20 protein-coding genes are annotated in these 23659 nt (G+C 71.9%); 18 read left to right on the forward strand and 2 right to left on the reverse strand.

Features of this window, described 5'->3' with window-relative positions:
• Positions 1–129 precede the first annotated feature (129 nt).
• From WDZ95_RS12275 to WDZ95_RS12295, 5 genes are read left to right on the forward strand one after another with little or no spacing between them, the layout of a single operon-like run.
• Positions 130–681, forward strand: coding sequence for a tetratricopeptide repeat protein (locus tag WDZ95_RS12275; protein ID WP_425778776.1), 552 nt, complete (start codon positions 130–132; stop codon positions 679–681).
• 11 nt (positions 682–692) lie between these two features.
• Positions 693–1271 (forward strand): peptidylprolyl isomerase, encoded by a 579-nt coding sequence (locus WDZ95_RS12280; protein ID WP_166225133.1) that lies wholly within the window; start codon positions 693–695, stop codon positions 1269–1271.
• A 2-nt stretch (positions 1272–1273) separates the two neighbouring features.
• Positions 1274–1780, forward strand: a complete 507-nt coding sequence (locus tag WDZ95_RS12285; protein ID WP_166225130.1) for a peptidylprolyl isomerase — start codon at positions 1274–1276, stop codon at positions 1778–1780.
• A gap of 8 nt (positions 1781–1788) precedes the next feature.
• Positions 1789–2577, forward strand: coding sequence for a UDP-2,3-diacylglucosamine diphosphatase (locus WDZ95_RS12290; protein ID WP_166225127.1), 789 nt, complete (start codon positions 1789–1791; stop codon positions 2575–2577).
• Positions 2574–3422, forward strand: a complete 849-nt coding sequence (locus WDZ95_RS12295) for a zinc-dependent peptidase (RefSeq protein WP_166225124.1) — start codon at positions 2574–2576, stop codon at positions 3420–3422. The genes WDZ95_RS12290 and WDZ95_RS12295 overlap by 4 nt, the downstream gene beginning before the upstream one ends.
• Here the strand turns inward: WDZ95_RS12295 and WDZ95_RS12300 are convergent, their stop codons facing one another.
• Entirely contained in the window at positions 3423–6077 is a 2655-nt protein-coding gene (locus WDZ95_RS12300; RefSeq protein ID WP_425778779.1) for a DUF349 domain-containing protein, read from the reverse strand.
• Positions 6078–6214: 137 nt separating this feature from the next.
• Complete coding sequence (locus tag WDZ95_RS12305) at positions 6215–9973, reverse strand: DUF748 domain-containing protein (RefSeq protein ID WP_425778781.1); 3759 nt, start codon at positions 9971–9973, stop codon at positions 6215–6217.
• Positions 9974–10143: 170 nt separating this feature from the next.
• Between WDZ95_RS12305 and WDZ95_RS12310 the strand changes: the two genes are divergently transcribed.
• From WDZ95_RS12310 to ribBA, 13 genes are all read left to right on the forward strand, one after another.
• A complete protein-coding gene (locus tag WDZ95_RS12310) occupies positions 10144–10440 on the forward strand; it encodes a hypothetical protein (protein ID WP_425778783.1) in 297 nt (98 codons plus the stop codon).
• A 208-nt stretch (positions 10441–10648) separates the two neighbouring features.
• Positions 10649–11512, forward strand: coding sequence for a transglycosylase SLT domain-containing protein (locus WDZ95_RS12315; protein ID WP_425778785.1), 864 nt, complete (start codon positions 10649–10651; stop codon positions 11510–11512).
• Between the two features lie 234 nt (positions 11513–11746).
• Entirely contained in the window at positions 11747–12991 is a 1245-nt protein-coding gene (glyA, locus tag WDZ95_RS12320) for a serine hydroxymethyltransferase (RefSeq protein ID WP_425778786.1), read from the forward strand.
• A 6-nt stretch (positions 12992–12997) separates the two neighbouring features.
• Positions 12998–13447, forward strand: coding sequence for a transcriptional regulator NrdR (nrdR, locus tag WDZ95_RS12325; RefSeq protein WP_166225110.1), 450 nt, complete (start codon positions 12998–13000; stop codon positions 13445–13447).
• Between the two features lie 9 nt (positions 13448–13456).
• Entirely contained in the window at positions 13457–14617 is a 1161-nt protein-coding gene (ribD, locus tag WDZ95_RS12330; protein ID WP_425778788.1) for a bifunctional diaminohydroxyphosphoribosylaminopyrimidine deaminase/5-amino-6-(5-phosphoribosylamino)uracil reductase RibD, read from the forward strand.
• 110 nt (positions 14618–14727) lie between these two features.
• Entirely contained in the window at positions 14728–15300 is a 573-nt protein-coding gene (locus WDZ95_RS12335) for a GspH/FimT family protein (RefSeq protein WP_425778790.1), read from the forward strand.
• Positions 15281–15847, forward strand: a complete 567-nt coding sequence (locus tag WDZ95_RS12340; RefSeq protein ID WP_425778792.1) for a type IV pilus modification PilV family protein — start codon at positions 15281–15283, stop codon at positions 15845–15847. Before WDZ95_RS12335 ends, WDZ95_RS12340 begins: the two co-directional genes overlap by 20 nt.
• The gene (locus WDZ95_RS12345) at positions 15844–16800 is read left to right on the forward strand and encodes a PilW family protein (RefSeq protein WP_425778794.1); all 957 of its coding nucleotides are present in this window, start codon (positions 15844–15846) and stop codon (positions 16798–16800) included. The genes WDZ95_RS12340 and WDZ95_RS12345 overlap by 4 nt, the downstream gene beginning before the upstream one ends.
• The gene (locus WDZ95_RS12350) at positions 16797–17405 is read left to right on the forward strand and encodes a pilus assembly PilX family protein (RefSeq protein ID WP_425778796.1); all 609 of its coding nucleotides are present in this window, start codon (positions 16797–16799) and stop codon (positions 17403–17405) included. Before WDZ95_RS12345 ends, WDZ95_RS12350 begins: the two co-directional genes overlap by 4 nt.
• Positions 17398–21336 (forward strand): pilus assembly protein, encoded by a 3939-nt coding sequence (locus WDZ95_RS12355; RefSeq protein WP_425778798.1) that lies wholly within the window; start codon positions 17398–17400, stop codon positions 21334–21336. The genes WDZ95_RS12350 and WDZ95_RS12355 overlap by 8 nt, the downstream gene beginning before the upstream one ends.
• Positions 21333–21797, forward strand: coding sequence for a type IV pilin protein (locus tag WDZ95_RS12360; protein ID WP_425778800.1), 465 nt, complete (start codon positions 21333–21335; stop codon positions 21795–21797). Before WDZ95_RS12355 ends, WDZ95_RS12360 begins: the two co-directional genes overlap by 4 nt.
• A gap of 68 nt (positions 21798–21865) precedes the next feature.
• A complete protein-coding gene (locus WDZ95_RS12365; RefSeq protein ID WP_425778802.1) occupies positions 21866–22513 on the forward strand; it encodes a riboflavin synthase in 648 nt (215 codons plus the stop codon).
• Positions 22510–23643, forward strand: a complete 1134-nt coding sequence (ribBA, locus tag WDZ95_RS12370; RefSeq protein ID WP_425778804.1) for a bifunctional 3,4-dihydroxy-2-butanone-4-phosphate synthase/GTP cyclohydrolase II — start codon at positions 22510–22512, stop codon at positions 23641–23643. Before WDZ95_RS12365 ends, ribBA begins: the two co-directional genes overlap by 4 nt.
• Positions 23644–23659: the final 16 nt, after the last annotated feature.

Genomic DNA, 23659 nt, shown 5'->3' on the forward strand with positions numbered 1-23659 from the left:
ATATCGACGCCCACCGCGCACAAGCGTGCGCGACCGGGCCTTTGGTCGGCCACCCCCTGAACGCCGGCCCGCCCCAGCCGACGAGGTTTCATGTACCACCGAGCGTCACCGCCGGACCGCGGCGCACCGATGTCCCGTTGTCTGCCCCTCCCCCGTCTGATCGCCATCGGGCTGCTCGCCGCGAGCGCGCACGCGTTCGCGCAATCGACCTTCACGCCCACCGTCACGCCCTACGACGAGGTGTCGCGCCTCACGCGCGCCGGCCAGTACGAGCAGGCGATCGAACGCGCACAGCGCTACCTGCAGACCAACGCGCGCGACCCGCAGATGCGCTTCCTGGTGGGCGTGGCGCAGAACCAGAAGGGCGACGTGGCCGCGGCGCAGGAAACCTACGCGCAACTCACGCAGGAATTCCCCGAACTGCCCGAGCCCTACAACAACCTCGCCGTGATCCACGCCGCCGCGGGCCGCTACGACGAAGCGCGCACCGCGCTCGAAGGTGCGATCCGCGCCAACCCGCAGTACGCGGTGGCGCACGAGAACCTGGGCGACGTGTACGCGCGGCTCGCGCAGCGCGCCTGGCAGCGTGCGCAGCAGATCGACGCCGGGAACCGCCGGCTCGAACCCAAGCTCAAGGCCGTGCAGGGCATCTTCGACATGCCCGCCAACCCCAACCGCTGAGGACTTCGCCCATGACCTTCTCCCGCCGCGCGCTGCTCGCGCTCCTGGCCGCATTCACCCTCTCGGGCGCCGCGCACGCGCAAGGCGCCAACGCCAAGCCGCGCGTGAAGCTCAGCACCTCGCTGGGCGATATCGTGGTCGAACTCGACGCCGCCAAGGCGCCCAAGACGGTCGAGAACTTCCTGCAGTACGTCGAAGAGAAGCACTACGACGGCACGGTGTTCCACCGCGTCATCGGCAACTTCATGATCCAGGGCGGCGGCTTCACCGCCGACATGCAGCAAAAGCCCACGCGCGCGCCGGTGCCGCTCGAAGCGGGCAACGGCCTCAAGAACGACCGCGGCACCATCGCCATGGCCCGCACCTCGAACCCGAACTCGGCCACCTCGCAGTTCTTCATCAACGTCGTCGACAACGCCGGCCTGAACGCGCCCTCGCCCGATGGCTACGGCTACACCGTCTTCGGCAAGGTCGTCGCGGGCATGGACGTGGTCGACAAGATCCGCGCCGTGCCCACCGGCAACCGCGGCATGCACCAGAACGTGCCCGCCACCCCCGTCACCATCAACAAAGCCAGCCTGGAGAAATGAACATGGCCAACCCCCAAGTGGAACTGCACATCGCCGGCATGGGCGTGATCACGCTCGAACTCGACGCGGTGAAAGCCCCCAAGTCCACCGCCAACTTCCTGGCCTACGTGAACAAGGGCCACTACAACAACACGATCTTCCACCGCGTGATCCCCGGCTTCATGATCCAGGGCGGGGGCTTCGAGCCGGGCATGAACCAGAAGCCCACCGACAAGCCGATCGAGAACGAAGCCAACAACGGCCTCAAGAACGAGGTCTACACCGTGGCCATGGCGCGCACCAACGACCCGCACTCGGCCACCGCGCAGTTCTTCATCAACGTCACCAACAACGGCTTCCTCAACCACACCGCGCCGAGCGCGCAGGGCTGGGGCTATGCGGTGTTCGGCAAGGTGGTCTCGGGCAGCGAGATCGTCAAGCAGATCGAAGGCGTGGCCACGGGCCGCAAGGGCTTCCACGACGACGTGCCCAAGGCCGACGTGGTGATCGAGAAGGCCGTCGCCCTCTGATCGCACCCATGGGTGAGCGCACCGACGAGCTCGTTGCGCCGTCCACCTGGCGCACGGTCGACCTCATCTCCGACCTGCACCTGCAAGCGTCCGAGCCGGCCACGCAGCGCGCGTGGCTCGCCTACCTCGACGCCGCGCCCGCGCCCGACGCGCTCTTCATCCTCGGCGACCTGTTCGAGGTCTGGGTGGGCGACGATGTGCTGGACCACGCCGACACGCCCGAGCGCGCCTTCGTGCGCGACTGCGTGGCCGCGCTGCACCGCTTCTCAAAGCGCGCGGCGCTCTTCTTCATGGCCGGCAACCGCGACTTCCTGCTCGGCACGCAGGCGCTCGCGGCCAGCGGCATGCGCGGCCTGGCCGACCCCACGGTGCTGGCCTTCGGCGGCCAGCGCTGGCTGCTCAGCCACGGCGACGCGCTGTGCCTGGCCGACACCGACTACCTCGCGTTCCGCGCGCAGGTTCGCGGCGAGGCCTGGCAGACGGCCTTTCTCGCGCGGCCCCTGGCCGCGCGCGAGACCATTGCGGCCGACCTGCGCGCGCGCAGCGAAGCGCGCAAGCGCGAACTGGGCCACGACCCCGGCCTGTGGGCCGACGTGGACGCCGCCGCCGCGCGGCAGGCGCTGCGCGCGGCCAACGCCGGCACGCTGATCCACGGCCACACGCACCGCCCCGCCGAGCACGCGCTGGGCGACGGCCTGCGCCGCCTGGTGCTCAGCGACTGGGACTTGCAGGCCAGCCCGCCGCGTGCCGAGGTGTTGCGCCTGACGGCCGCGGGCGCGCGGCGGGTGGCGCTGTGAGCTGGTGGTCGTCGCTGCGGCGGCGCTGGCGCCGCCCCACCCCGGTGCCCGACGCGCTGTGGGCGCACACGCTGCAGCAGCTGCCGTTCCTGCAGGCGCTGTCGGCGCCCGAGCGGAACACGCTGCGCGGGCTGTGCGCGCACTTCCTGGCCGAGAAGGAATTCACCGGCGCCAACGGCCTGCAAATCACCGACGCCATGGCGCTGTCGATCGCGGCCCAGGCCTGCCGGCCGCTGCTGCACATGCACGGCCCCGACGGCCGCGCCGTGCGCCAGAGCGCCGACCGGCTCGACTGGTACGGCGACTTCGTGGGCATCGTGGTGCAACCGGGCGCGGTGCTCGCGCGGCGCGAGGTGCGCGACCCCGTGGGCGTGGTGCACCAGTACACCGAGGCCCTGGCCGGCGAGGCCATGGACGGCGGCCCGCTGATGCTGAGCTGGGAAGACGTGGCGAGCGCGGGCGAGCGCGCGGCCATCGGCCACAACGTGGTGATCCACGAGTTCGTGCACAAGATGGACATGCGCGAGCTGAGCCCGGGCGAAGAGCCGCAGGGCGCGCCCGTGCTGCCCGACGGATTCCTGGGCCTGAACGACCGCCGCGCCGCGGCCGCGCACTGGCAGCGCGTGATGGGCGAGGCCTACGCGGGCTTTCGCGAGGCCGTGGCCATGGCCGAGCGCTTCGGGGGCGAGCCCCCGTGGCTCGACGCCTACGCGGCCAGCAACGCGGCCGAGTTCTTCGCCGTGACCTGCGAGGCCTACTTCGTGAACCGCGAGCGCTTCGCGCAGGACTTCGCGGCGCTGATGCCGCTCTACGACGGCTTCTTCAACGCGGCGAAAGCGGGCTGATCAGCGCTTGAGCAGCGCCTTGAGCACCGCCTGCAGGCGGCGCGCGGCGCGCTCGTCGTGCGCCCCCGCGAACACGCGCGCCACGTCCTGCGCCCAGGTGTCGGCCGGGGCGGCCTCGTGGCGGCGCGTGAGCAGCTGCAGCTGCAGCAGGCGGCGCTCGCTCAGCTGCTCGGCGGGCGTGGGCACCTCGGCCGCGATCTCCAGGCGCAGCAGCGCGTCGCCGGCATCGGCCGCGGGCTTGGCCAGCGCCGCACCCCAGGCGTTGCGCTGCGCGGCACCCACGCGCGGGCCCAGGGCCTGGGCCGCGGGCAGTTGTTCTGCGTCGCGCGCGCGCCAGGCGTCCACGAGCTGTGTGAGCACCTCGCCATGCGCCTGTTCGGCCAGGCGTTTGAGGCTCGCCTGGGCGGCGTCCAGGGCCTGGCGCTGCGCGCGGAACGCGGCGTCACCCAGGCGCGGGCCGCGCGGCGCGCGGTCGTCGCGGCCACCAAAGCCGCGGTCGCCGAAGCCCCGGTCGTCGCGGCCGAAGCGGTTGCCTTCGCGCGGGCCGCGCGCATCGCCACGGCCCGCGGGCTTGCCGTCGCGGCGGGCGTCGCGGCCGGCCGGGGCCGCTTCGGCGCGCTTCTGGCCCGGACGGTCGTCGCCGCGCATGGCCACGAGCTTGCGCGGCGCGGCCTGCGGGGCCGGGGCGGCGGCGCCTTCACCCGCTCCCTCGCCTTCGCCCGCCGGCGTCGCCGGTGCGGGTGTTGCGGCCGGGGCGGCAGCCGGCGCGGCCTGCGTGGCGGCTTCGAGCGCGGCCATCGCGGCGCGGATGCGCGCGGCGTCGCCCGACTGGCTCGCCGCCTCGAGTTCGCGCGCGGCGTCGAGCACGCGCTGGTCGTGCTCGCTCAGGGCCTGGCCGTGCTGCTGGCGCTCCTGGGTCTTGCGCTCGAAGGCGCTGTCGATGGGGGCGCGGAAGGCCTCCCAGAGCTTCTGTTCCTGCTTGCGGTCGAGCGGCACGGCATGCGCTTCGGCCTGCCAGCGCTGCTGCAGGGCCTTGACCGCGTCGATGCGCAGCGGCCGGGCCTCGGCGAGCGCCGTGGCCTCTTCGATCAGCGCCTTGCGGCGCGCGGTGCTCTCGGCCTGTGCGGCCTCCAGGCGCGCATGGGCCTGGTGCATCGCGTCTTTCCACTGCGGCTGGATCTCGGCAAAGGCCTTTTCGCTCAGGTGGCCGGCCTGGCGCCAGCGCTCGGAAAAGGCGTGCAGTTCGCGCAGCTGGGCCTTCCAGTCGCTGCTCTCGGCGTGGGCCTGGGTCCAGGCCTTGAGTTCGTCGATGATGGCCATGCGCTGGGCGCGCGTGGCGTCGGCCTGCTGGCGCACCTGCGTGAGCCAGACCTCGACCAGCTTGTGGGCCTCGGTGCAGGCCTCGTCGAAGCGCTTCCACAGCGCGTGGTTGGGCGCGCCGCCCTGGTCGGTGGTTTTCCACTGCTCGCGCAGCTGGCGCAGGGTGTCCTGCAGCTTGCGCCCGCCCAGGCGCTGGCCTTCGGGGGCCTTGGTGAGCGCCTCGGCCTTGGCCACGAGTTCTTCGCGCAGCTGGTCGGCGCGCCAACGCTGCCAGCCTTCGAGTTCGCCGGCCTGGGCCAGCGCGGCCTGCGCGCGCGCGTCGAGCGCGGGCGCGACCAGACGGCCGTGCTTCTTGAGCTGCTGGCGCACCTCGTTGGCGACCTTGGGCGTGGCCTTGCCATGGCCCTGGGCCACCTCGGCTTCGAGCGCGGCCACCGCGGCCTCGAGCTCGGCGTTGGCGCGCTCGCGGCGCTCGGTCTGGGCCTGGCCGTCGGCGGCGGCGGCGGCTTCGGCGGCGGCGGCGGGTTCACCGCGCGCCACGCGCAGTTCGTCGGCCCACACGGGCACGGCGGGCAGCGGGGCCTGGGCGTCGGCATCGGCCGCCACGGCCTGCGCGAGCGCGGCCGAGAAGGCTTCCCACACCAGCTGCAGCTGCTGGCGCGAGGCGTCGAGCATGGGCGGGAACTTGGGCTCGACGCTGGCCCATTGCGGGTCCTGCGTGAGGCCCTCGACCTGCTGTTGCCACTGCGCCACGTCGTTGCGCAGCGCGTCGGCGGCCTGCTGCGCTTCACGCCAGGGCTTGGTGGACAGGACCTCGATGCGCTGCGCGATCAGCACCGCGGCCTCGCGCTCGACCTGCACCGCGTGCTGCAGGTCTTCGATCGACTTGATGCGCTCGGCCAGTTGCTGGCGCAGCGTGGCCAGCGGCTCGCGCGACAGCGGGGCGCCGGCGCGTGCGGCGTCGCGCTGCCAGGCCAGGGCATCGGCGAGATTCAGGCGCGACGCACCCAGCAGGGCCTCGGCCTTGGCGCTCCACTCGGTGGCGGCCTGCTCCTGCGCCTTCTGGCGTTTGAGCTCGTCGAGCTTTTCCTTCAGGGGCTTGGCCGCGCCACGGTCGCGCTGGCTCAGCTCCTTGAACACCTCCTGCATCTGCTCGGCCGTGGGCGCCTGGGCGAGCCAGTCGCGCAGGCGCGCGCTGCGATCGCCCGAGGTGGCGGCCGAAAAAACGCCGCCGGTGAGGGCGTCCAGCGGATGGGCGTTGGCGGGCTTGGGGGAGGTGGGCGTGTTCACGGCGGGTTCGGTGACGGGCTTCTGGCGCAGGGAAAACAGCGACATGTGGAGGGGCAGAGGCGGTCGGGGCGACCGGTTCGCGCGGACGGGGCCGCGCGCGGGAAAACGCGTATTGTCGCCGCAGCGGTGCGGCGGCGTGAAGGCGGGTATTGCGGCGCCCGGTGCGGCGCCCGGTGCAGCGATCAGCGTGGCGCGAGCTGCAGCTCGGCGCGCGCCGAGGGCAATTGGGGCCGCGTGGTGGTTTCCGTGGCCTCCGAGGCCTTGACCGGGCCCAGGCGCGGTGCGCCCAGGAACACCCGGTCTTCACCCAGCTTCAGGCCGAGCAGGAAGTCCTTCACCGCCACCGCGCGCGCCACGGCGAGATCGCGCATGGCGTCTTCGCCGGGCACCTGCGAGGCGGCCAGCAGCGCGGCCATTTCCGCGGGCGGGATGTCCTTGGCGAGGCCGATGGCGTTGCGCGGCTTGGGGATGTCGGCGCGGCGGTAGACCTCGCGCAGCAGCTCGTCGCGCTCGGCCGGGGCGATCTCGGGCTCCGCCGGCACCTCGGCGCCGGCGCGCGCCAGGCGGCGCCGCTTCTCGGCGCGCAGCAGGCTGTCCAGGCGCGCGCGCTGCCAGCCCTCGCGCTCGGACGCCAGCTCGGCATGGCCGTGGATGGTCAGGCGCAGCGCGGGCCGGTTCTGCAGGGCCCGGGCCACGGCCTCGAGCTGTCGCCGGTCGTTGTCGTCGAGCGTGGCGCGGCCGGGCTCGAAGTCGATCTGGCTGGCGTCGGCACCGCCGCCGGCGAAGGCGTTGGCGATGAGCGAGAACGGCGCCGTGATGGCCTTGCCGATCAGGTTCACGATCACGCGCACGATGACCGGCCCGAGGCGGAACTGCGGGTCGTTGAGCGAGCCGCTGATGGGCAGGTTGATGTCGATCACGCCGTCGCGGTCGGCCAGCAGGGCCACCGCGAGCTTGACCGGCAGGTTGGCGCTGCTGTTGGGATCGCGTTCACCGAAGCTCAATTGATTGAGCACGACCTGGTTGCTCGCATCGAGCTGGCCGTCGGGCTGGATGCGGTAGCGCACGTCCATGCTGAGCTTGCCGCGCTCGATGCCGTAGCCGGCGTACTTGGCGCTGTAGGGCGACAGCGGCGAGAGCTCGAGGTCGCGCACCAGGCCGCGCACGTCCATGGCGAGCGGCTGGGCCAGCGGGTTGATCTGGCCGCTCACGTCGAGCGTGGCCGTGCCCTCGGCGCGGCCTTTGAGCGACAGCTCGGCCAGCGCCAGCGGCTGACCGGGCGCGGGCGGGCGGTTGCTGAAGGCGCTGAGCGAGCCGGTCACCTCGCTCAGGTTGGCGGTGTAGTTGGGCCGCACGAAGCGGTCGGAGAAGCGCACACGGCCATTGACCAGGCTGATCGGGCCGACGCGGATGTCGGGCGTGGGGCCCGAGGGGGCGGTCGCGGTCGCGGTCGCGGGTGCCGCCGTTGCAGGGGCTGCCGGCGCGGCGGCCGGGGGCGTGGCGGCCGATGGCGCTTCGGGCGGGGGCTTGAGCAGGCCTTGCAGGTTGATGCGTCCCTGCTCGTCGATCAGCACGCGCGCGAAGTAGTCGCTGAGCACCGTTTCGGCGACCTGCACCGAGGCGGCCTGACCTGGCGCGCTGCGCACGCGCAGGCCGCGCACCTGCAGGCTCTTCCAGGCGAGCAGTTCTTCGTTGGGGTTCAGCGACTGGGCGCGCAGGTCTTCGAGCGCGGCCTCCAGCGCGAGCTCGACCGTGGCGCCCGCCTCCGCCAGACCCACGGCCACGTCACCGCGCAGGCTGGCGTCGGCGCGCAGCAGCTCGAAGTTCACACGGTCGGCCAGGTAGGGCATGAAGGCGTGCAGCGGCAGCCGCTCCACCTGCGCGCGGCCCCGCGCGCCCGCGCCCACACCCTGGCCAGGCAGTTGCAACTGGCCGTCGAAGGCGATGCGCCCGCCCTCGGCGGCGCGGCGGCCGCGGTCGCCGCGATCGAGCTGCAGGCGCAGGCTGATCGGCGCCGGCGGCGCGCGCACGGCCATCGGCTCGAGGTTCTGCAGGCGCAGCGACAGGCCCTGCACCGCGAGCGCCACCGGCTGCGGCGTGCTCTGGTCGCTGAAGCGCAGGCGGCCGTCCTGCAGCTGGACCTCCTTGAGCAGCACGCGCCAGGGGTCGGGCGCGGGCGCCGCGGGGGCAGCGGGCCGGGCGGCATCGGCCGAACGGGCGTCGGGCGTGGCGGCATCGCCGCGCAGCCAGTCCTGGGCCATCCAGCGGCCATCGGCGCGGCGCAGCACGTCGAGATCGGGCGCCTGAACGGCGATCTGCGCCACCTCGGCGCGCCGTGCAAGCAGGTCGACCTGTGCGCCCGCAACCGTGAGGCCCTGCAGGCGCGCGAGCGGCGCGCGCGCCGGGCCCAGGCGCAGGTCGGCCAGTTGCAGGCGCGTGGCGTCGAGCCGCAGGGCACCCGCGTCGGCGCCGGACGCCGCCCGCCAATCGAGCGCGAACTCGCCCTGCAGGCGGCCGTCGAGCGCGGGCACCAGCTGCTGCACGAGGTAGGGGCTGGCCACCGACAGGGGCAGCTCGCCCAACGTCAGGCGGGCCTGGGCCGCGCGGTCGGTGGCGCTGCCGCGCAGGCTCAGCGGGGTGTCGCCGAGCCGGGCGTGCAGTTCGACGGGGGCCGCCTGCTGCACCGGCCAGGCCAGGCCCGTGGCCTTCAGGCGCAGATCGGTCAGCGCCAGGTCGGCCGCGGGCTTCACGGCCGCGTCGCGCCAGCGCACGGTTGCGCCATCGACGCTGAACGCGTCGACCACCACCTGCCAGGCCGGCCGGGCGCCGGCGGGCGCGCCGGACGCCGGCGCCGCGGCCGGCCGCGGCGCCCCGCGCTGACCGGCCTCGGCCAGGCGCAGCAGGTTGATGCGCCCCTGCGCATCGCGCGACACGTCGAGCGAGGGCCCCTGCCAGGCGATGCGGGCGATCTCCACGCGTTGGCGCAGCGGCTCGGCGCGGCGCAGGTCCAGGTCGAGCCGCTGCCAGCCCAGCACGGGCTGGCCGCCCTCGGCCCAGCGCACGTCCGACAGGCCGATCTGCCCGGCGAGCACCAGGCTTGGTTCGGCGTGCGACTCGAAGTCCAGGGTGAGGTCCAGGCTCAGCCGCGCGGCGGTGGGTTGCACCGGCAGCGAACGCGGCCAGTAAGCGAGGTAAGGCTGCACGTCGAGCCCGGGCACCTGCAGCCGCACGCGCGTGCGGTGGTCGTCGGCAAAGGGCGTGGTGCTGGCGCGGCTGTCGAAGGCGCTGCCGTTGAGCGTGAAGGCCAGCCGCGGCTCGGTCACCACGTTGCGGCGCGAGCCGAGGTTGCTCAGGAACGGCACCGCGAGGTGCAGGCCTTCGAGCTGGTGGGTCACGCCGACCGGGGTGTCGACCCAGTCGAGCGCGCCATCGACCAGCTCGATGTTGAACACCGCGAAGCGCGGCAGGGGCTCGGGCTGGGCGTCGCCGGGCCGCTCGGGCCCGCGCAGGCGCTGAATCACGTCGTCCACATCGAGCCGCCCCTCGCCCAGGTGCCGCAGGTGCAGGCGGGGCGCTTCGAGCCGCAGTGCATCCACCACCGGCGCGAGGCGCAGCAGCGACTGCAGCTCCAGATCGACGAACAGGCGCTTGAACTCGAACTGCGGGCCCACATCGGCCGGATCGCCCGCGGCGCGCGCCACCCGCAAGCCCTCGAGCGCCAGGCTCAGCGACCAGGGCCGCAGGTCGACCCGATCGAGGGTGAGCGTGCGCCCCAGCAGCGCACTGCCCTGCTTCTCGAGCTGCCACTTCAACAGCGGCGGCAACGCCAGCCAGAGCAGCCCCCACAACAACAGCAGCGAGGCGAGCGCCCAGGCCAGGCGGCGGGCCCAACGGCGGGCGGCAGAACGGGAAGCGGGATTCAAGGACAGGTCGGCGGCCATGGCGCGCAGTGTCGCGCAAGCCGTCACCGCCCGGCATGACGGCCCCAGAAACAGAAACCCCGGCAGGGGGCACCTGCCGGGGCGGACGGCGGGCAACAAGGCACTTGCCGTCGGTTTTGGCGGTGGGAGGGTATGGGTCCCGCCAGCCTGGAAGCAAGAGATTGCTCCCGATGGGGGCCGACTTGCGGTTCGCCGCGCTGTCGGCAGATGCCGGACTTCAAGCCCGGCAGGCGAAGACTACGCCGGCCCGGGCCGCGGTTCAAGCCACGATCGTCGATCCGTCATGGAACTTTTCAATCGCGCCGGTTTCGCCCATTTTGTTGCGGTGGATGCGCGTTTCGCGAACCGAAAGGCAGGCACAAACCGACAAGCGGTCATCACGGCGTCATGTGGCGCAAGCCCGCGTCGCCATTGGGCCCGCGAGCGGAAAGATGACGAAACGCACGCAGGCCGGCAATCGCAAATGACAAATTGTTCTTTTGATCGAGGTTTAAAACATTGACTTGTTATTAACCGCTCCCTACCATCCGCCGACTTTTGCCCACGCGAGGGTAAACCCCCAACGCTGCCCGCAAGGGCTAACTCGACGCTTTGCCCCATGAAGCGTTCGATGGCGACCCCAACGACCGGTCGGCGGTGCCTGTGCGCCGCTGCCCGACCAGCAAGGAGCGATCCATGAGGACCAACTCGCAGACGCCGCAGAAGAGCACGCCCAGTGCCCTGGCAACGTCCCTGAAACACGCCGCGTCCGACGTGTACCAGGGTTTCCTGCACACCACCCAGAACGGCCTGGCCCTGCTCGGCACGGTCGCCGCGGTCACGCTGCTCGTGTTCGGCATGCGCGCCGACCTGCGCGCCAGCGCCGAGGAGCGGCTGCTGAGCTGGCTGCTGCAGCGCCAGGAGGCGCAGCAGGTGGTCGAGCGCGACGTCGATGTCGAACCGACCGCGATCGAGCGCGTCACCGCCACCAGCCTGCGCGACCTGACCGAGCAGCAGGCCAAGGTGACCCAGTGGCTCAGCCGCAAGTACCGCGTGGCCCCCGAGCCGCTCGCGGCGCTCGTGACCGAGGCCTACAACATCGGCGAGCGCGCGCGCATCGACCCGACGCTGCTGCTGGCCGTGATGGCCATCGAGTCGCGCTTCAATCCCTTCGCGCAGAGCCCCGTGGGCGCTCAGGGCCTGATGCAGGTGCTCACGCGGGTGCACACCGACAAATACGAAGACTTCGGCGGCGAGCTCGCGGCCTTCGACCCACTGTCCAACCTGCGCGTGGGCGCCAAGGTGCTCGAAGACGCCGTCAAGCGCGCCGGCTCGGTGGAAGGCGGCCTGCGCCTCTACGTGGGCGCGGTCAGCAGCGACGGCGGCTGGTACATCGACCGCGTGATGGCCGAGCACCTGCGCATCAAGAGCGTGGCCATGGGCAAGCCCGTGCAGCGCTACGTGCCGCCGGCACGCGCCATTCCCGTCAACGCCCCGGCCCCCTCGGTCGAGGTCGAGGCCGAGGTGCGCCCTGCGCCGCACGCGGCCCTGCCGTCCTGATGCCCCTGGCGGGCATCGGTGCTCGGCTAAACTACGCGCCGGTACGCGACTGGCGATAGGCCACCACCCGCGCGAGCGGGTCGGCGGCTGACGTGGACCCCCGGAACGGCCAACGGCCACCCCCTCCGGGACAACCACTGGGAAGCGTGCTGCCCGCGCCGCAAGGCCGGGCGTTCCGCCGTTCGCCTGGGCAGCCCTTGTCACCGCGCAAGGTTCCACTCTCACAGGACTGCCATGTACGACCGCCGCATCCTCATCGAACAGACCGACCCCGAGCTGTTTGCCGCCATCCAGGCCGAAAACGCGCGCCAGGAACACCACATCGAGCTCATCGCGAGCGAGAACTACGCGAGCCCGGCCGTCATGGCCGCGCAAGGCACCCAGCTCACCAACAAGTACGCCGAAGGCTACCCGGGCAAGCGCTACTACGGCGGTTGTGAACACGTGGACGTGGCCGAGCAACTCGCGATCGACCGCGTGAAGCAGCTCTTCGGCGCCGACGCCGCCAACGTGCAGGCCCACTGCGGCGCCTCCGCCAACGAGGCCGTGTTCCTGGCCTTCCTCAAGCCCGGCGACACCATCATGGGCATGAGCCTGGCCGAAGGCGGCCACCTCACGCACGGCATGCCGCTGAACATGTCGGGCAAGTGGTTCAACGTGGTGTCCTACGGCCTCAACGACAAGGAAGAGATCGACTACGACGCCATGGAGCGCAAGGCCCACGAGGCCAAGCCCAAGCTCATCGTGGCCGGCGCCTCGGCCTACAGCCTGCGCATCGACTTCGCGCGTTTCGCCAAGGTCGCCAAGGACGTGGGCGCGATCTTCATGGTCGACATGGCGCACTACGCGGGCCTGATCGCCGCCGGTGTGTACCCCAACCCCGTGCCGCACGCCGACGTGGTGACCTCCACCACCCACAAGAGCCTGCGCGGCCCGCGCGGCGGCATCATCCTCATGAAGGCCGAGCACGAGAAGGCCATCAACAGCGCCATCTTCCCGGGCCTGCAGGGCGGCCCGCTCATGCACGTGATCGCGGCCAAGGCCGTGGCCTTCAAGGAAGCGCTCGCGCCCGAGTTCAAGGCCTACCAGCAGCAGGTGGTGAAGAACGCGCAGATCGTGGCCGAGACGCTCACGCAGCGCGGCCTGCGCATCGTGAGCGGCCGCACCGAGAGCCACGTGATGCTCGTCGACCTGCGCGCCAAGGGCATCACCGGCAAAGAGGCCGAGGCCGTGCTGGGCCAGGCCCACATGACCATCAACAAGAACGCGATCCCCAATGACCCCGAGAAGCCCATGGTCACGAGCGGCGTGCGCATCGGCACGCCGGCCATGACCACGCGCGGCTTCAAGGACGAAGAGGCCCGCCTGACCGCCAACCTCGTGGCCGACGTGCTCGACAACCCGCGCGATCCGGCCAACATCGAGGCCGTGCGCGCCAAGGTCAACGCGCTGACCGCGCGTTTCCCGGTCTACCGCTGACCCTCGATGAAGTGCCCCTTCTGCGGCCACCTCGAGACGCAGGTCGTCGAGACCCGCGTGTCCGAAGAGGCGGATTTCATCCGCCGCCGCCGCCGTTGCGGGCACTGCGACAAGCGCTTCACCACCTACGAACGGCCCGAGGTCAGCTTCCCCGCGGTGGTGAAGAAGGACGGCCGCCGCGTCGACTACGTGCCAGGCAAGCTGCGCGCCTCGTTCGCGCTGGCGCTGCGCAAGCGCCCCGTGAGCACCGAGCAGGTCGACGCGGCCATCGAACGCATCGAAGAGAAGCTGCTCAACCTGGGCGCGCGCGAGGTACCGGCCAACCGCATCGGCGAGATGGTGATGCGCGAACTCAAGAAGCTCGACAAGGTCGCGTATGTGCGCTTTGCGAGCGTCTACCGCAGCTTCGAAGACATCGACGAGTTCCGCGCGCTGGTCGATGAAGTCAAGCGCTGAGCGCGGGCCATGAACGACGAGGCCCTGCTGCAGCGCGCCCTCGACCTGGCACACGGCGCGCTCGCCCTGAGCAACCCCAACCCCCGCGTGGGCTGCGTGCTGGCACGCGCCGACGGCACGGTGATCGGCGAAGGCCACACCCAGCGCGCGGGCGAGGCCCATGCCGAGGTGATGGCCTTGCGCCAGGCGCGCGACAACGGCCACGACCTGCGCGGGACCACCGCGTTCGTCACGCTGGAACCCTGTTCGCACCACGGCCGCACACCGCCCTGCTGCGACGCGCTCGTGGCGGCGGGCGTGGCGCGCGTGGTGGTCGCCACCACCGACCCCAACCCCCAGGTCGCGGGCAACGGCCTGCGCCGCCTGCGCGAGGCGGGCGTGCAGGTGGACCTGTTGCCACCCGAGCACCCGCTGAGCCTGGGCTCGCGCCGCCTCAACATCGGCTTTTTCAGCCGCATGCTGCGCCAGCGCCCCTGGGTGCGCCTGAAGATCGCGGCCTCGCTCGACGGCATCACCGCCCTGCCCGATGGCCAGAGCCAATGGATCACGGGCGAAGCCGCGCGCCACGACGGCCACCACTGGCGCGCGCGCGCCTGCGCCGTGCTCACGGGCGCGGGCACCGTGCTCGAAGACGACCCGCGGCTCGATGCGCGTGTGCCCGGCCTGGTGCGCCAGCCGCACCTGGTGGTGATCGACAGCCGGCTCGACACGCCCGCGCACGCGCGGCTGTTCGAGCCGCCCGCCGCGCCGGGCCGGCGCGACGTCTGGCTCTACCACGCCGGTGCGGCCCCCGAGCGCGTGGCCGCCCTGCAGGCCCGCGGCGCACAAACCACGGCGCTTGCCGGCGCCGGCGGCAAGGTCGACCTGGCCGCCGTGTTCACCGACCTGGCGCGCCGCGAAGTCAACGAGGTGCACGTCGAAGCGGGCGCCAAGCTCAATGCCTCGCTGCTGCGCGAAGGCCAGGTCGACGAGCTGCTGGTGTACCTCGCGCCCGCGCTGCTCGGGCAAGGCGCGGGCATCGCGCCTTTCGGCCCGCTGCACAGCCTGGACCAGCGTGTGGCCCTGCAATGGCAGGCGCTGCAGCCCATCGGCGACGACCTGCGCATCACGGCCCTGGTGCGGGGCCGTGATGCATTTCTCTCGGCGCCCTCGACCGATCGGTCCGCCTAGTACGCCTGAACTAGTGCAAGGTCAGTAGGCCTTTCGACTCTCGTCGCACGGCGCCACCGCCGGGGCCTTGCGCCCCCTCGCCGCCCGGCGCCGCTGTGGACCATGCGCGGGTGACGCAAAGCCCCCCACCCATCCGCACTCGCACCCGCGCCGGTACCTTCACTGGCACGCGCCCGCGCCCCAACGGCTTCACGCTCGTCGAACTCCTGGTGAGCCTGGTGGTGCTGGCGCTGCTGCTCACCCTGGGCGTGCCGGCCTTCACCGGCCTGTTGCGCCAGTGGCGGCTCGACGCCGCCACCGACGCCTTTGCGGGCGACATGCGGCTCGCCCGCAGCACGGCCACCCGCGTCTCGCGCAACGTCGAGGTGTGCGTGCAGAACGGCAGCGGCGGCTGCGACACGCAGACCAACTGGGCCCGGGGCTGGCTGGTCTTCATCGACCTCAACGCCGACCACCAGCTCGACGCCGGCGACACCGTGGTGGCCCAGCGCGGGCCCCAGAGCGGCATCGCGAGCATGACCCACAGCGGCCCGGCCGCGAACCGGCTCTCCTTCCGACCCAATGGCACGCTCAACAGCAGCAAGGGCCTCACCATGCGCCTGCTCGCTGCCGGCGCGGCCGGGGAAGGTCGCACCGTCACCCTCAACGCCATCGGGCGGTCCTATGTCAGCCAGACCCCCTGAGCGCGGCGTCCGAACCGACCGGCAACGGGGCGCAGGTCTGATCGAGGTGCTGGTGGCCATTGCCGTCATGAGTTTCGGTTTGCTCGCCATGGCCCGGCTCGGGGCATCGGCCCTGCTGCACCAGAAGGCCGCGCAGATGCGCCTGACCGCCGTCTCGCTCGGCCAGTACTACGTCGAACGCGCTCGCCTGAACGTGTACGGATTCGATCTGGGCGCCTACGACATCGCGTTCGGGACCACGCCCGCCAGCGGCATCCCCGGCCTGGACGCCGACGCCCCGGACACCGACGCGGCCCGCAACGTGGCGGCGGCGGACCGGCAAGCCTTTCTGCAACTGGTGGCCCACGCCTTGCCGGACGGCGCGGCCGAAGTCGTCTCGCGACCGAGCGCGCAGGCCCGCGAGCTCGACATCTGGCTGCTCTGGCGCGACACATCGATCGATCCGGCCAACAGCCTGGATGGCGCGGCGCGGCACGCCTGCAAAAAGGACCTGAGCGAGAGCGCCCGCAACGGCCGCAGTTGCATGCACTGGCGGGTGGGCCTGTGAAGCCGCTGTGTGGCAGAACCCACCGCCAACGCGGCCTCACGCTCGTGGAGCTGATGGTGGCGCTCGCCCTGGGCCTCTTCGTCACCGGGGTGGCCAGCCTCACCTACCTGCAAACGGCCAGCGCGGCGCGCTATGGCGCGCTCGCATCCGAGATGAACGAGGAAGGCGCACTCGCGCTTCAGGTGCTGCGCAGCCAGATCGCGCTGGCCGGCTATTCGTCGCTGGACGCATCGGGCAGGCGCGTGTTCACCGACCTGCCCGTCTGGGGGTGCGACAAGGGCTTCGCGGACACCGGCGGTGCGTTCGGCGCGCCAGGCACCTGCAACACCGGCGGCCCGTCCAACGACGCCATCGCCATCGGCTACGAAGCCAGCCTGCTCAACAGCACGGCGCTGCTGCCCGTACCCGGCCAGCCGCCCGCGCCGGGCAACTGCACCGGCACCGCCATCGCGGCGAACACGGCCGGGGTCTTCCTGGCCGACCACCGCTTCTACGTGGACAACGACGTCAACAACACGCCATCGCTGTTCTGCCGCGGCGGCACGGGCGGCGGCGCTCGCGGCACCGCGGCCCTGGTGCCCAATGTCGAGCGCCTGCGCCTGCGCTATGCCATCACCCGGGCCACGGCCGCCGGCGCCATTGCGCCCCACCAGGTCACCGGCATCGTCGAAGCCTCCGCGCTGGCCACCGCGGACGACTGGGCCCGGGTGGCCGCGGTCGAGGTCTGCGTGCTCGTGCGCTCGGCCCGGCCCGTGGCGGCCGACGGTCAGACCCTGGCCCAGCTCACCCGCCACGTCGCGTGCGATGGCACGGTCCAAACGGCGACCGACCGCTACCTGCGCCGAGCCTACCGGGCCCTGGTGCCGTTGCCGAACGCGCGACCCGCGATCCCCCGGCCCTACGAGGCCAGCGGCGGATCGGTCGCCAACCCCTACGCGGGCCTCGCACCATGAGGCCTTCACGCAGCCGGTGCCGCGGACCGGCACCCGTGGGCGGGCAGCACGGCACTGTGCTGCCCGTGGTCTTGTTCCTGCTCACCGTGCTGGCCCTGGCCGGTTTGTTCGCGGCCCGGCGCAGCGCCACGGTCGAAGAGATCGCCAACAACAGCCGCATGGGCGAGGTCGCCCGCCTGGCGGCCGAAAGCGCCCTGCGGTACTGCGAGGCGGTGGTCATCGATGCCGTCGAGGACGGCACGGTCTACGACAACGCCGTCAAGGCCAGGCTCGTGACGGCGCCCCCCTTGAGCGATGCCGGCGATGCCCAGGCCCGGTGGGCTGCGATCGGCAACTGGGTGCCGGGCGCTGCTTCGCTGATCGAGGTGCCCGCGCCGGCGGACTCGGTCAGTGCCGAACCGGCCAGCGCGCCGGCGCCGACCTGCATGGCCGAGGCCATGACCCACAGCCGCTACCTCGTGACCGCACGCGGGCTGTCGGCGGGCGCCGCCATCGACTCCGCCACCGGCGCCCTGGTGGGCCTGGCGGGCAGCGAGGTCTGGCTGCAGGCCATCGTGTCGCCCACCCTTCCCGTTCGGTCAGCCTCAGGAGCCGGTTATGAGTGAGTCGAATGCGCCACGCCCGCCCCGGTTTCGACACGGTCTGCACGGGCTGATCGCGCTGCTGCCGCTGCTGCTGATCGGGGCCGCGGCCCGGGCACAGCCCGCCGAGCATCCTTTGATGGTCGGTGCGGTGGGGGCCAAGCCGATCCTGATGGTCACGCTCGACAACTCGGGGTCCATGGCCTTGCCCATGCAGGACGACTACCACATCACGCAACAGGACTACGGCAGCGGCGGGCAGATCGTGCACGGCGGCTACTGGCAGGCCATGCGCTCGAGCGAGGCCAACCCGCTGTACTACAACCCGCGCCTCACCTACCGGCCGCGCGTGGACGCGCTGGGCCAGCCGGTGCCTGTGAACGACAAGCTCGTGTTCGTCGGCAACCAGGACAACGCGAGCTATTCGCGCTACCTGTTCGCGCCCTCGCGCGCGTCCATGCGCGACACCGCCCCCCTGGTCGTGCGAAGCGACGAATGGCCCCGCCCGGCTTACGACCTCGCGCAGATGCAGGACAGCACGCAGTTCTGGAGCGCCTTCACCAACAGCGCCATCAGCGCCTATGTGCCCCGGCACGTCAAGCTCACGGCGGCCGACGTGCGCACCGGCGCCCCGCCGGTGTTCAGCTACGTGGTGTGCAGCAGGCTGGGCTTCAAGGGCGTGCCATTGAACCGGCCCGATCTCGCCAAGAACATCGGCGGGCAGTTCTGCGAGGCGGGCACCACCGTCGACGTGGTCTACGGCTCGCTGGCCAGCATTCCCCTGCCGGCCGACCACCACCGCAGCGATTGCGGCCCCACGAGCTGCACCACGGCCCAGGAAACCGCCAACATCCTGAACTGGTTCCGCTACCACCGCGACCGCATGTCGGCGGCCGCCACCGCCCTGGGTCTGGCGCTGAGCGACACCCGCCTCAACGCGCAGGTCCGCATCGGCTACCTGCCGATCAACGACCTCGGATCGGCGATCGGGCTTCGGCCCGGCGTCGTGGTGGACAAGCCCAAGGTCTTGCGCGGCGCGCGCGACTGGCAAACGGGGTCGGCCGACAACCAGACCTTCTACGACTGGCTGTACTTCAGCACCCCCTTCGGCAGCACCCCGCTGCACAACGCGCTCGACAAGGTCGCCGACTACCTGCGCGTGCCGGCCGAGGCCTCGGAAAACCCCTGGGCGCGCGACCCGGCGAGGCTGGCCAGTGCGACCAACCCCGAGATGGGCTGCCGCCGGGCCTACAACCTCGTGCTGTCCGATGGCGGCTGGTCCAACGGCACGGCCACGAACGGGGGCAGCGACGACGACAGCCAGGCCGGCAAGACCTTCACCGGCACCGGCCGCAACGGCCTGCCCCCGCCCGCGCTGGCCTACAACCCCAAAGGGTCCGACAACCCGCGCGACCTCTACATCCCCTACCCCGGGGTCTCCAGCGGCACGCTCGCCGACCTGACGGCGCACCAACACTGGAACGAAGACCTGCGCCCCAACCTCGCCAACGAGGTGCCCACGCAGCCGGGCAAGCCCACGTTCTGGCAGAACATCACCACCTACACGGCGGGTTACATGGTGCAGCCCTCGGGCAAGATGCGGCGGATCGACGGCTCCCTGGCCACCAGCGGCCTCAGCTTCGAGCAGATCGACAAGTACCGGGCCGATTTCCTGCAGAACCCGGGCACCGCCACGCCCCCGAGCTGGCCCACGGTCACCAACGGCGCGGCCGACCTGCCGCCGGCCCACATCGACGACTTCATCCAGGCCGGCTACACGGGCGGCGCGCGCAGCTTCAGCATCTACAAGACCGAAGAGCTGCTGACCGTCTTCAACGCCATCCTGGCCGACATCCTCAACACCTCGGGCAACGACGCGGGCGTCGCGCTGGGCACCACGTCCGCGGGCTCGGTCGCCGGGGCGCTGGCCACGCGCCTGAAATACGGCGTGACCTACCGCACCAACGACAACGCCGGCGACGTGACCGCCATGCGGCTCGACGACAAGGGCGCGCCGGTGCTGCTCGACACGAACGCGAGCGGCCAGACGCTCAGCCCCCCGAGCACCACCTACTGGTCGGCCCAGGCCTTGCTGCCCCCGCCCGATCTGCGCAAGGTCTACAGCCTCGACGACAACGGCAGCGGCTTCGAATTCAAGGGCCTTTTGACCAACCTGCCCGCGGGCGTGCGGGCGAATCTTCAGGCGGGCGCCCGCGCCGCCTACCTGCCCGGCGGCTCGGGCTTCGTCGACTACCTGCGCGGCAAGGACCCGGTGGTCGACACGGCCAACCAGCTGTACCGCTTGCGCGGCAGCTCGCGCATGGGCGCGATCGTCAACAGCCCGCCGGTGCTTCAGAGCGCGGCCCAGCACCTGGGCTACGACGATCCCGCGAGCACGGTGAGCGGCAAAACCGCCTACGCCGGCTTTCTCGCGCAAACCAGCCCGCTGAGCGACACCCTGTTCGTGGCGACCAACGCCGGTGTGGTGCACGCCCTCGACGCCGCCCACGGCAGCGAGCGGGCCGCCTACATGCCCCGGCGCAGCATGAAGCGCCTGCTCGACCAGGCCGACAGCGACCGCCCGTTCCGCTACGTGCTCGACGGCCCGCTGTCCCTCAACGACGTCTACGACGGCCGCTCGTGGACGCAGCTCGTGGTGGGCACCGGCGGCCGCGGCGAACCCCTGGTCTACGGGCTGCGCGCCCCCCGGGGCGCGCCAGAAACAGACCCGCTCACGGCCGCCAACTTCCTGTGGGAGACCGGCCCCGACGCCATGGACACGGCCTACGACGGCGACAACACGCCGTTTGCGAGCGGCCACATGACCACGCCCGCGCGCAGCGGCCAGACCGACTCGGGCGACTGGGTCGTGGTGCTCGGCAGCGGCCACCACAACGGCCAGGCCGATGGCAGCCGGCACGGGCTCGTCGTGCTCAACGCCCTGACCGGCGCCGTGATCCGCACGATCGCCTTGCCCCCGGCCTACCCGGCGGGACGCGGCCTCGGCGGCGTGACCCTGGTGCGCGACACCCGCTGGCGCATCGTCGCGGCCTACGCGGGCGACGCCAACGGCCAGCTGTGGCGCTTCGATCTGCGCGGCGCGCCGGCCAACTGGAAGGTGGCCTACGGCCAACCGCTGTTCACCACCGAGAACCACCGCCCCATCTACGGTGCCCCCGCGTGGCAGGCCCACCCCGGGGGCGGCACCATCGTCGTGGTGGGCACCGGCATGCTGCTCGACGACAGCGACCCGGGCGACACCGCGCAGCGCGAAAGCGTCTACGGCATCTGGGACCCCACCTCGCGCCAGGACGGCGCGCCCGCCCCGGACTTCGTGCCCGTCACCGCCGATCAACTGCTGCAGCAGGACGTGGTGCAGCAACAGGCCGTGGCGGGCGCCAACAGCTTCTACCAGCTCACGCGCCGCAAAATCGACTGGAACGCCAACCCGCCCGCCTACCGCGGCTGGAAGTTCATGCTCGGCGGGCGCTATCCCGGCGAACGCTCGATCGCCCAGGTGGTGAACGCGGGCTCGAGCGTGGTGCTGACCACGGTGGTGATCAACCAGAACGGCACCAGCGCCGAAAACTGCGAGGCCCCGGCCACGCCGCTCAGCGCGGTGTACGTGTTCAACGCCCTCGATGGCGAAGGCAAGCCGGCCTTCGACGTCGACCACGACGGGCGGCTCGACGCGGTGTCCGCGGTGTTCTCCACCACCGGCGGCTTCGGCCGCGGCAGCGGCTTCGTCAATCGGCTGGCCCCTTCGGAAATGAACGCCGCCCAAAAGGGCCTGACCCGAGTGGCGGGCCGGGACGGCGAAGCGCCGCCCGAGAACACGTCCTGCCTTGGCGGGCGCTGGAGCATCGTCGGCCTGGGTGGCGCCCTCGACAGCGGCGTCAACTGCCCCGGCCGCTGGAGCCGCCAGCAGTACACGCTCACGAGGCTGCCGCAATGAGCCGCCCGCGCACACCCGGCGGCCGCCACCGCGGCTTCACCCTGCTCGAGCTGATGATCACCTGCGCGATCATCGCCATCCTCGCCACCATCACCTACCCGAGCTACACCGAGCACGTGCACGCGAGCCGGCGCGCCGACGCCCAGCGCGCGCTCGAAGAGGCCAGCCAGTTCCTGCGCCGGCGCTACGGCAGCATGGACACCCACGTGGGCGCGAGCCTGCCCGCGAGCCTGCAGCAAACGCCGCGCGAAGGCGCGCCGGCCTACCGGATCGTGCTGGTCGAGAACAACGCGGTGGTGGCCACGCTCACCGCGGCCCAGGCCTACACGCTGCGCGCGCTGCGCACCGGCGGCATGGCCGACGACCGCTGCGGCGACCTCGAACTCACCCACACCGGGGCGCGCCGCCTGCTCAACGCAGCCGCCGGCGCGTCGCTGGCCGCCTGCTTCAAGGGCGGCTGACCCCTGCCCGCCCGGGGGCTGTCGAGCGATCCGCCGGGCGGTCGTCCAAACCCTGCGAAAATGCCGGCATGTTCACCGGCATCATCACCGGCGTGGGGCGCATCGCCGACTCCCATGCGCTGGGCGGTTCTTTGCAGCACGGGCGGCGCCTCACCATCGAAGCGCCACCGGGCTATCTCGACGACGTCGCTCTGGGCGACAGCATCGCGCTCAACGGCGCCTGCATGACGGTCACCTCGCTCGACCTGCCGGCGCACCGCTTCACCATCGACATCTCCGCCGAATCGCTGGCCCGCACCACCGGCCTGGGCGCGGTCGGCCCGCGCGTCAACCTCGAAAAGGCCCTGCGCGCGCACGACCGCCTGGGCGGGCACATCGTGTCCGGGCACGTGGACGGCATCGGCACCGTGACCCATTTCGCGCCCGTGGGCGAGAGCTGGGAGCTGCGCGTGCGCGCCCCGGCCGAACTCGGCAAGTACCTGGCCTACAAAGGCTCGATCACGGTCAATGGCGTGAGCCTCACCGTCAACCGCGTGGACGACCAGCCCGAGGGCTGCGGGTTCAGCATCAACCTCATTCCCCACACGGTGCAACACACCACGCTCGGCGACCTCGCCGCCGGCAGCACCGTGAACCTCGAAATCGACACCGTGGCCCGTTACGTCGAGCGCATGCTCTCGGCTGGCGTGCTGGCCCCCACCCCGGAGCCCACATGAACGCACCCGAACAGATCCTGACCCCCGTGGCCATTTCACCGGTCGAGGCCATCGTGGCCGACATCCGCGCCGGGCGCATGGTGATCCTGGTCGACGAGGAAGACCGCGAGAACGAAGGCGACCTCGTGCTCGCGGCCGACCACGTCACGCCCGAGGCCATCAACTTCATGGCGCGCTACGGCCGCGGCCTGATCTGCCTCACGCTCACCAAGGAGCGCTGCGAGCGCCTGAACCTGCCGCCCATGGTGCCGCGCAACGGCACCAAGATGGGCACGGCCTTCACGGCCTCCATCGAGGCCGCCGAGGGCGTGACCACCGGCATCTCGGCCGCCGACCGCGCGCGCACCGTGCAGGCCGCCGTGGCGCCCAATGCCAAGGCCAGCGACCTGGTGCAGCCCGGCCACATCTTCCCGCTGCAGGCCGTCGAGGGCGGCGTGCTCATGCGCGCCGGCCACACCGAAGCCGGCTGCGACCTGGCCGCCATGGCCGGCTGCACGCCCGCCGCCGTGATCTGCGAGGTCATGAAGGACGACGGCACCATGGCCCGCCTGCCCGACCTGCAGCTCTTCGCGGCCGAGCACGGCATCAAGATCGGCACCATCGCCGACCTCATCGAATACCGCAGCCGCACCGAATGCCTGGTGCAGAAGGTGGGCGTGCGCGCGCTCAACACCGCCTTCGGCGAATTCACCGCCCACGCCTTCCGCGACCAGCCCAGCGGCGCCGTGCACCTGGCGCTGGTCAAAGGCCAGTGGGGCCCGCAGGACGTGGTGCCCGTGCGCGTGCACGAACCGCTGTCGGTGCTCGACGCGCTCGAGGTGGGCCGTGCCATGCACAGCTGGAGCCTCGAGCAGAGCCTGCGCTTCCTGGCCGACAAGGGCCGCGGCGTCGCAGTGCTGCTCAACTGCGGCGAGTCGGCCGATCAACTGCTCGCGCAGTTCGAGGGCACGGCCCGCGCGGCCCAGGCGCCCGAGCGCGGCCGCATGGACCTGCGCACCTACGGCGTGGGCGCGCAGATCCTGCGCGAATGCGGCGTGGCGCGCATGGAGCTCATGGGCAACCCGCGGCGCATGCCCAGCATGCAGGGCCACGGCCTCGAGATCGTCGGCTTCATCGGCCGCCCGAACTGATTTTCAAGAACACAAG

This window comes from Hydrogenophaga sp. T2, assembly GCF_049843535.1.
Classification (GTDB): Bacteria; Pseudomonadota; Gammaproteobacteria; order Burkholderiales; family Burkholderiaceae_C; genus Hydrogenophaga; species Hydrogenophaga crocea.

Bases quoted from the DNA above. Each gene is read 5' to 3' on its own strand.
- WDZ95_RS12275 (WP_425778776.1), top strand. From the start codon at position 130: ATGTCCCGTTGTCTGCCCCTCCCCCGTCTGATCGCCATCGGGCTGCTC.
- WDZ95_RS12280 (WP_166225133.1), top strand. From the start codon at position 693: ATGACCTTCTCCCGCCGCGCGCTGCTCGCGCTCCTGGCCGCATTCACC.
- WDZ95_RS12285 (WP_166225130.1), top strand. From the start codon at position 1,274: ATGGCCAACCCCCAAGTGGAACTGCACATCGCCGGCATGGGCGTGATC.
- WDZ95_RS12290 (WP_166225127.1), top strand. From the start codon at position 1,789: ATGGGTGAGCGCACCGACGAGCTCGTTGCGCCGTCCACCTGGCGCACG.
- WDZ95_RS12300 (WP_425778779.1), bottom strand. From the start codon at position 6,077: ATGTCGCTGTTTTCCCTGCGCCAGAAGCCCGTCACCGAACCCGCCGTG.
- WDZ95_RS12305 (WP_425778781.1), bottom strand. From the start codon at position 9,973: ATGGCCGCCGACCTGTCCTTGAATCCCGCTTCCCGTTCTGCCGCCCGC.
- WDZ95_RS12310 (WP_425778783.1), top strand. From the start codon at position 10,144: ATGGGGGCCGACTTGCGGTTCGCCGCGCTGTCGGCAGATGCCGGACTT.
- WDZ95_RS12315 (WP_425778785.1), top strand. From the start codon at position 10,649: ATGAGGACCAACTCGCAGACGCCGCAGAAGAGCACGCCCAGTGCCCTG.
- glyA (WP_425778786.1), top strand. From the start codon at position 11,747: ATGTACGACCGCCGCATCCTCATCGAACAGACCGACCCCGAGCTGTTT.
- nrdR (WP_166225110.1), top strand. From the start codon at position 12,998: ATGAAGTGCCCCTTCTGCGGCCACCTCGAGACGCAGGTCGTCGAGACC.
- ribD (WP_425778788.1), top strand. From the start codon at position 13,457: ATGAACGACGAGGCCCTGCTGCAGCGCGCCCTCGACCTGGCACACGGC.
- WDZ95_RS12340 (WP_425778792.1), top strand. From the start codon at position 15,281: ATGTCAGCCAGACCCCCTGAGCGCGGCGTCCGAACCGACCGGCAACGG.
- WDZ95_RS12350 (WP_425778796.1), top strand. From the start codon at position 16,797: ATGAGGCCTTCACGCAGCCGGTGCCGCGGACCGGCACCCGTGGGCGGG.
- WDZ95_RS12355 (WP_425778798.1), top strand. From the start codon at position 17,398: ATGAGTGAGTCGAATGCGCCACGCCCGCCCCGGTTTCGACACGGTCTG.
- WDZ95_RS12360 (WP_425778800.1), top strand. From the start codon at position 21,333: ATGAGCCGCCCGCGCACACCCGGCGGCCGCCACCGCGGCTTCACCCTG.
- WDZ95_RS12365 (WP_425778802.1), top strand. From the start codon at position 21,866: ATGTTCACCGGCATCATCACCGGCGTGGGGCGCATCGCCGACTCCCAT.
- ribBA (WP_425778804.1), top strand. From the start codon at position 22,510: ATGAACGCACCCGAACAGATCCTGACCCCCGTGGCCATTTCACCGGTC.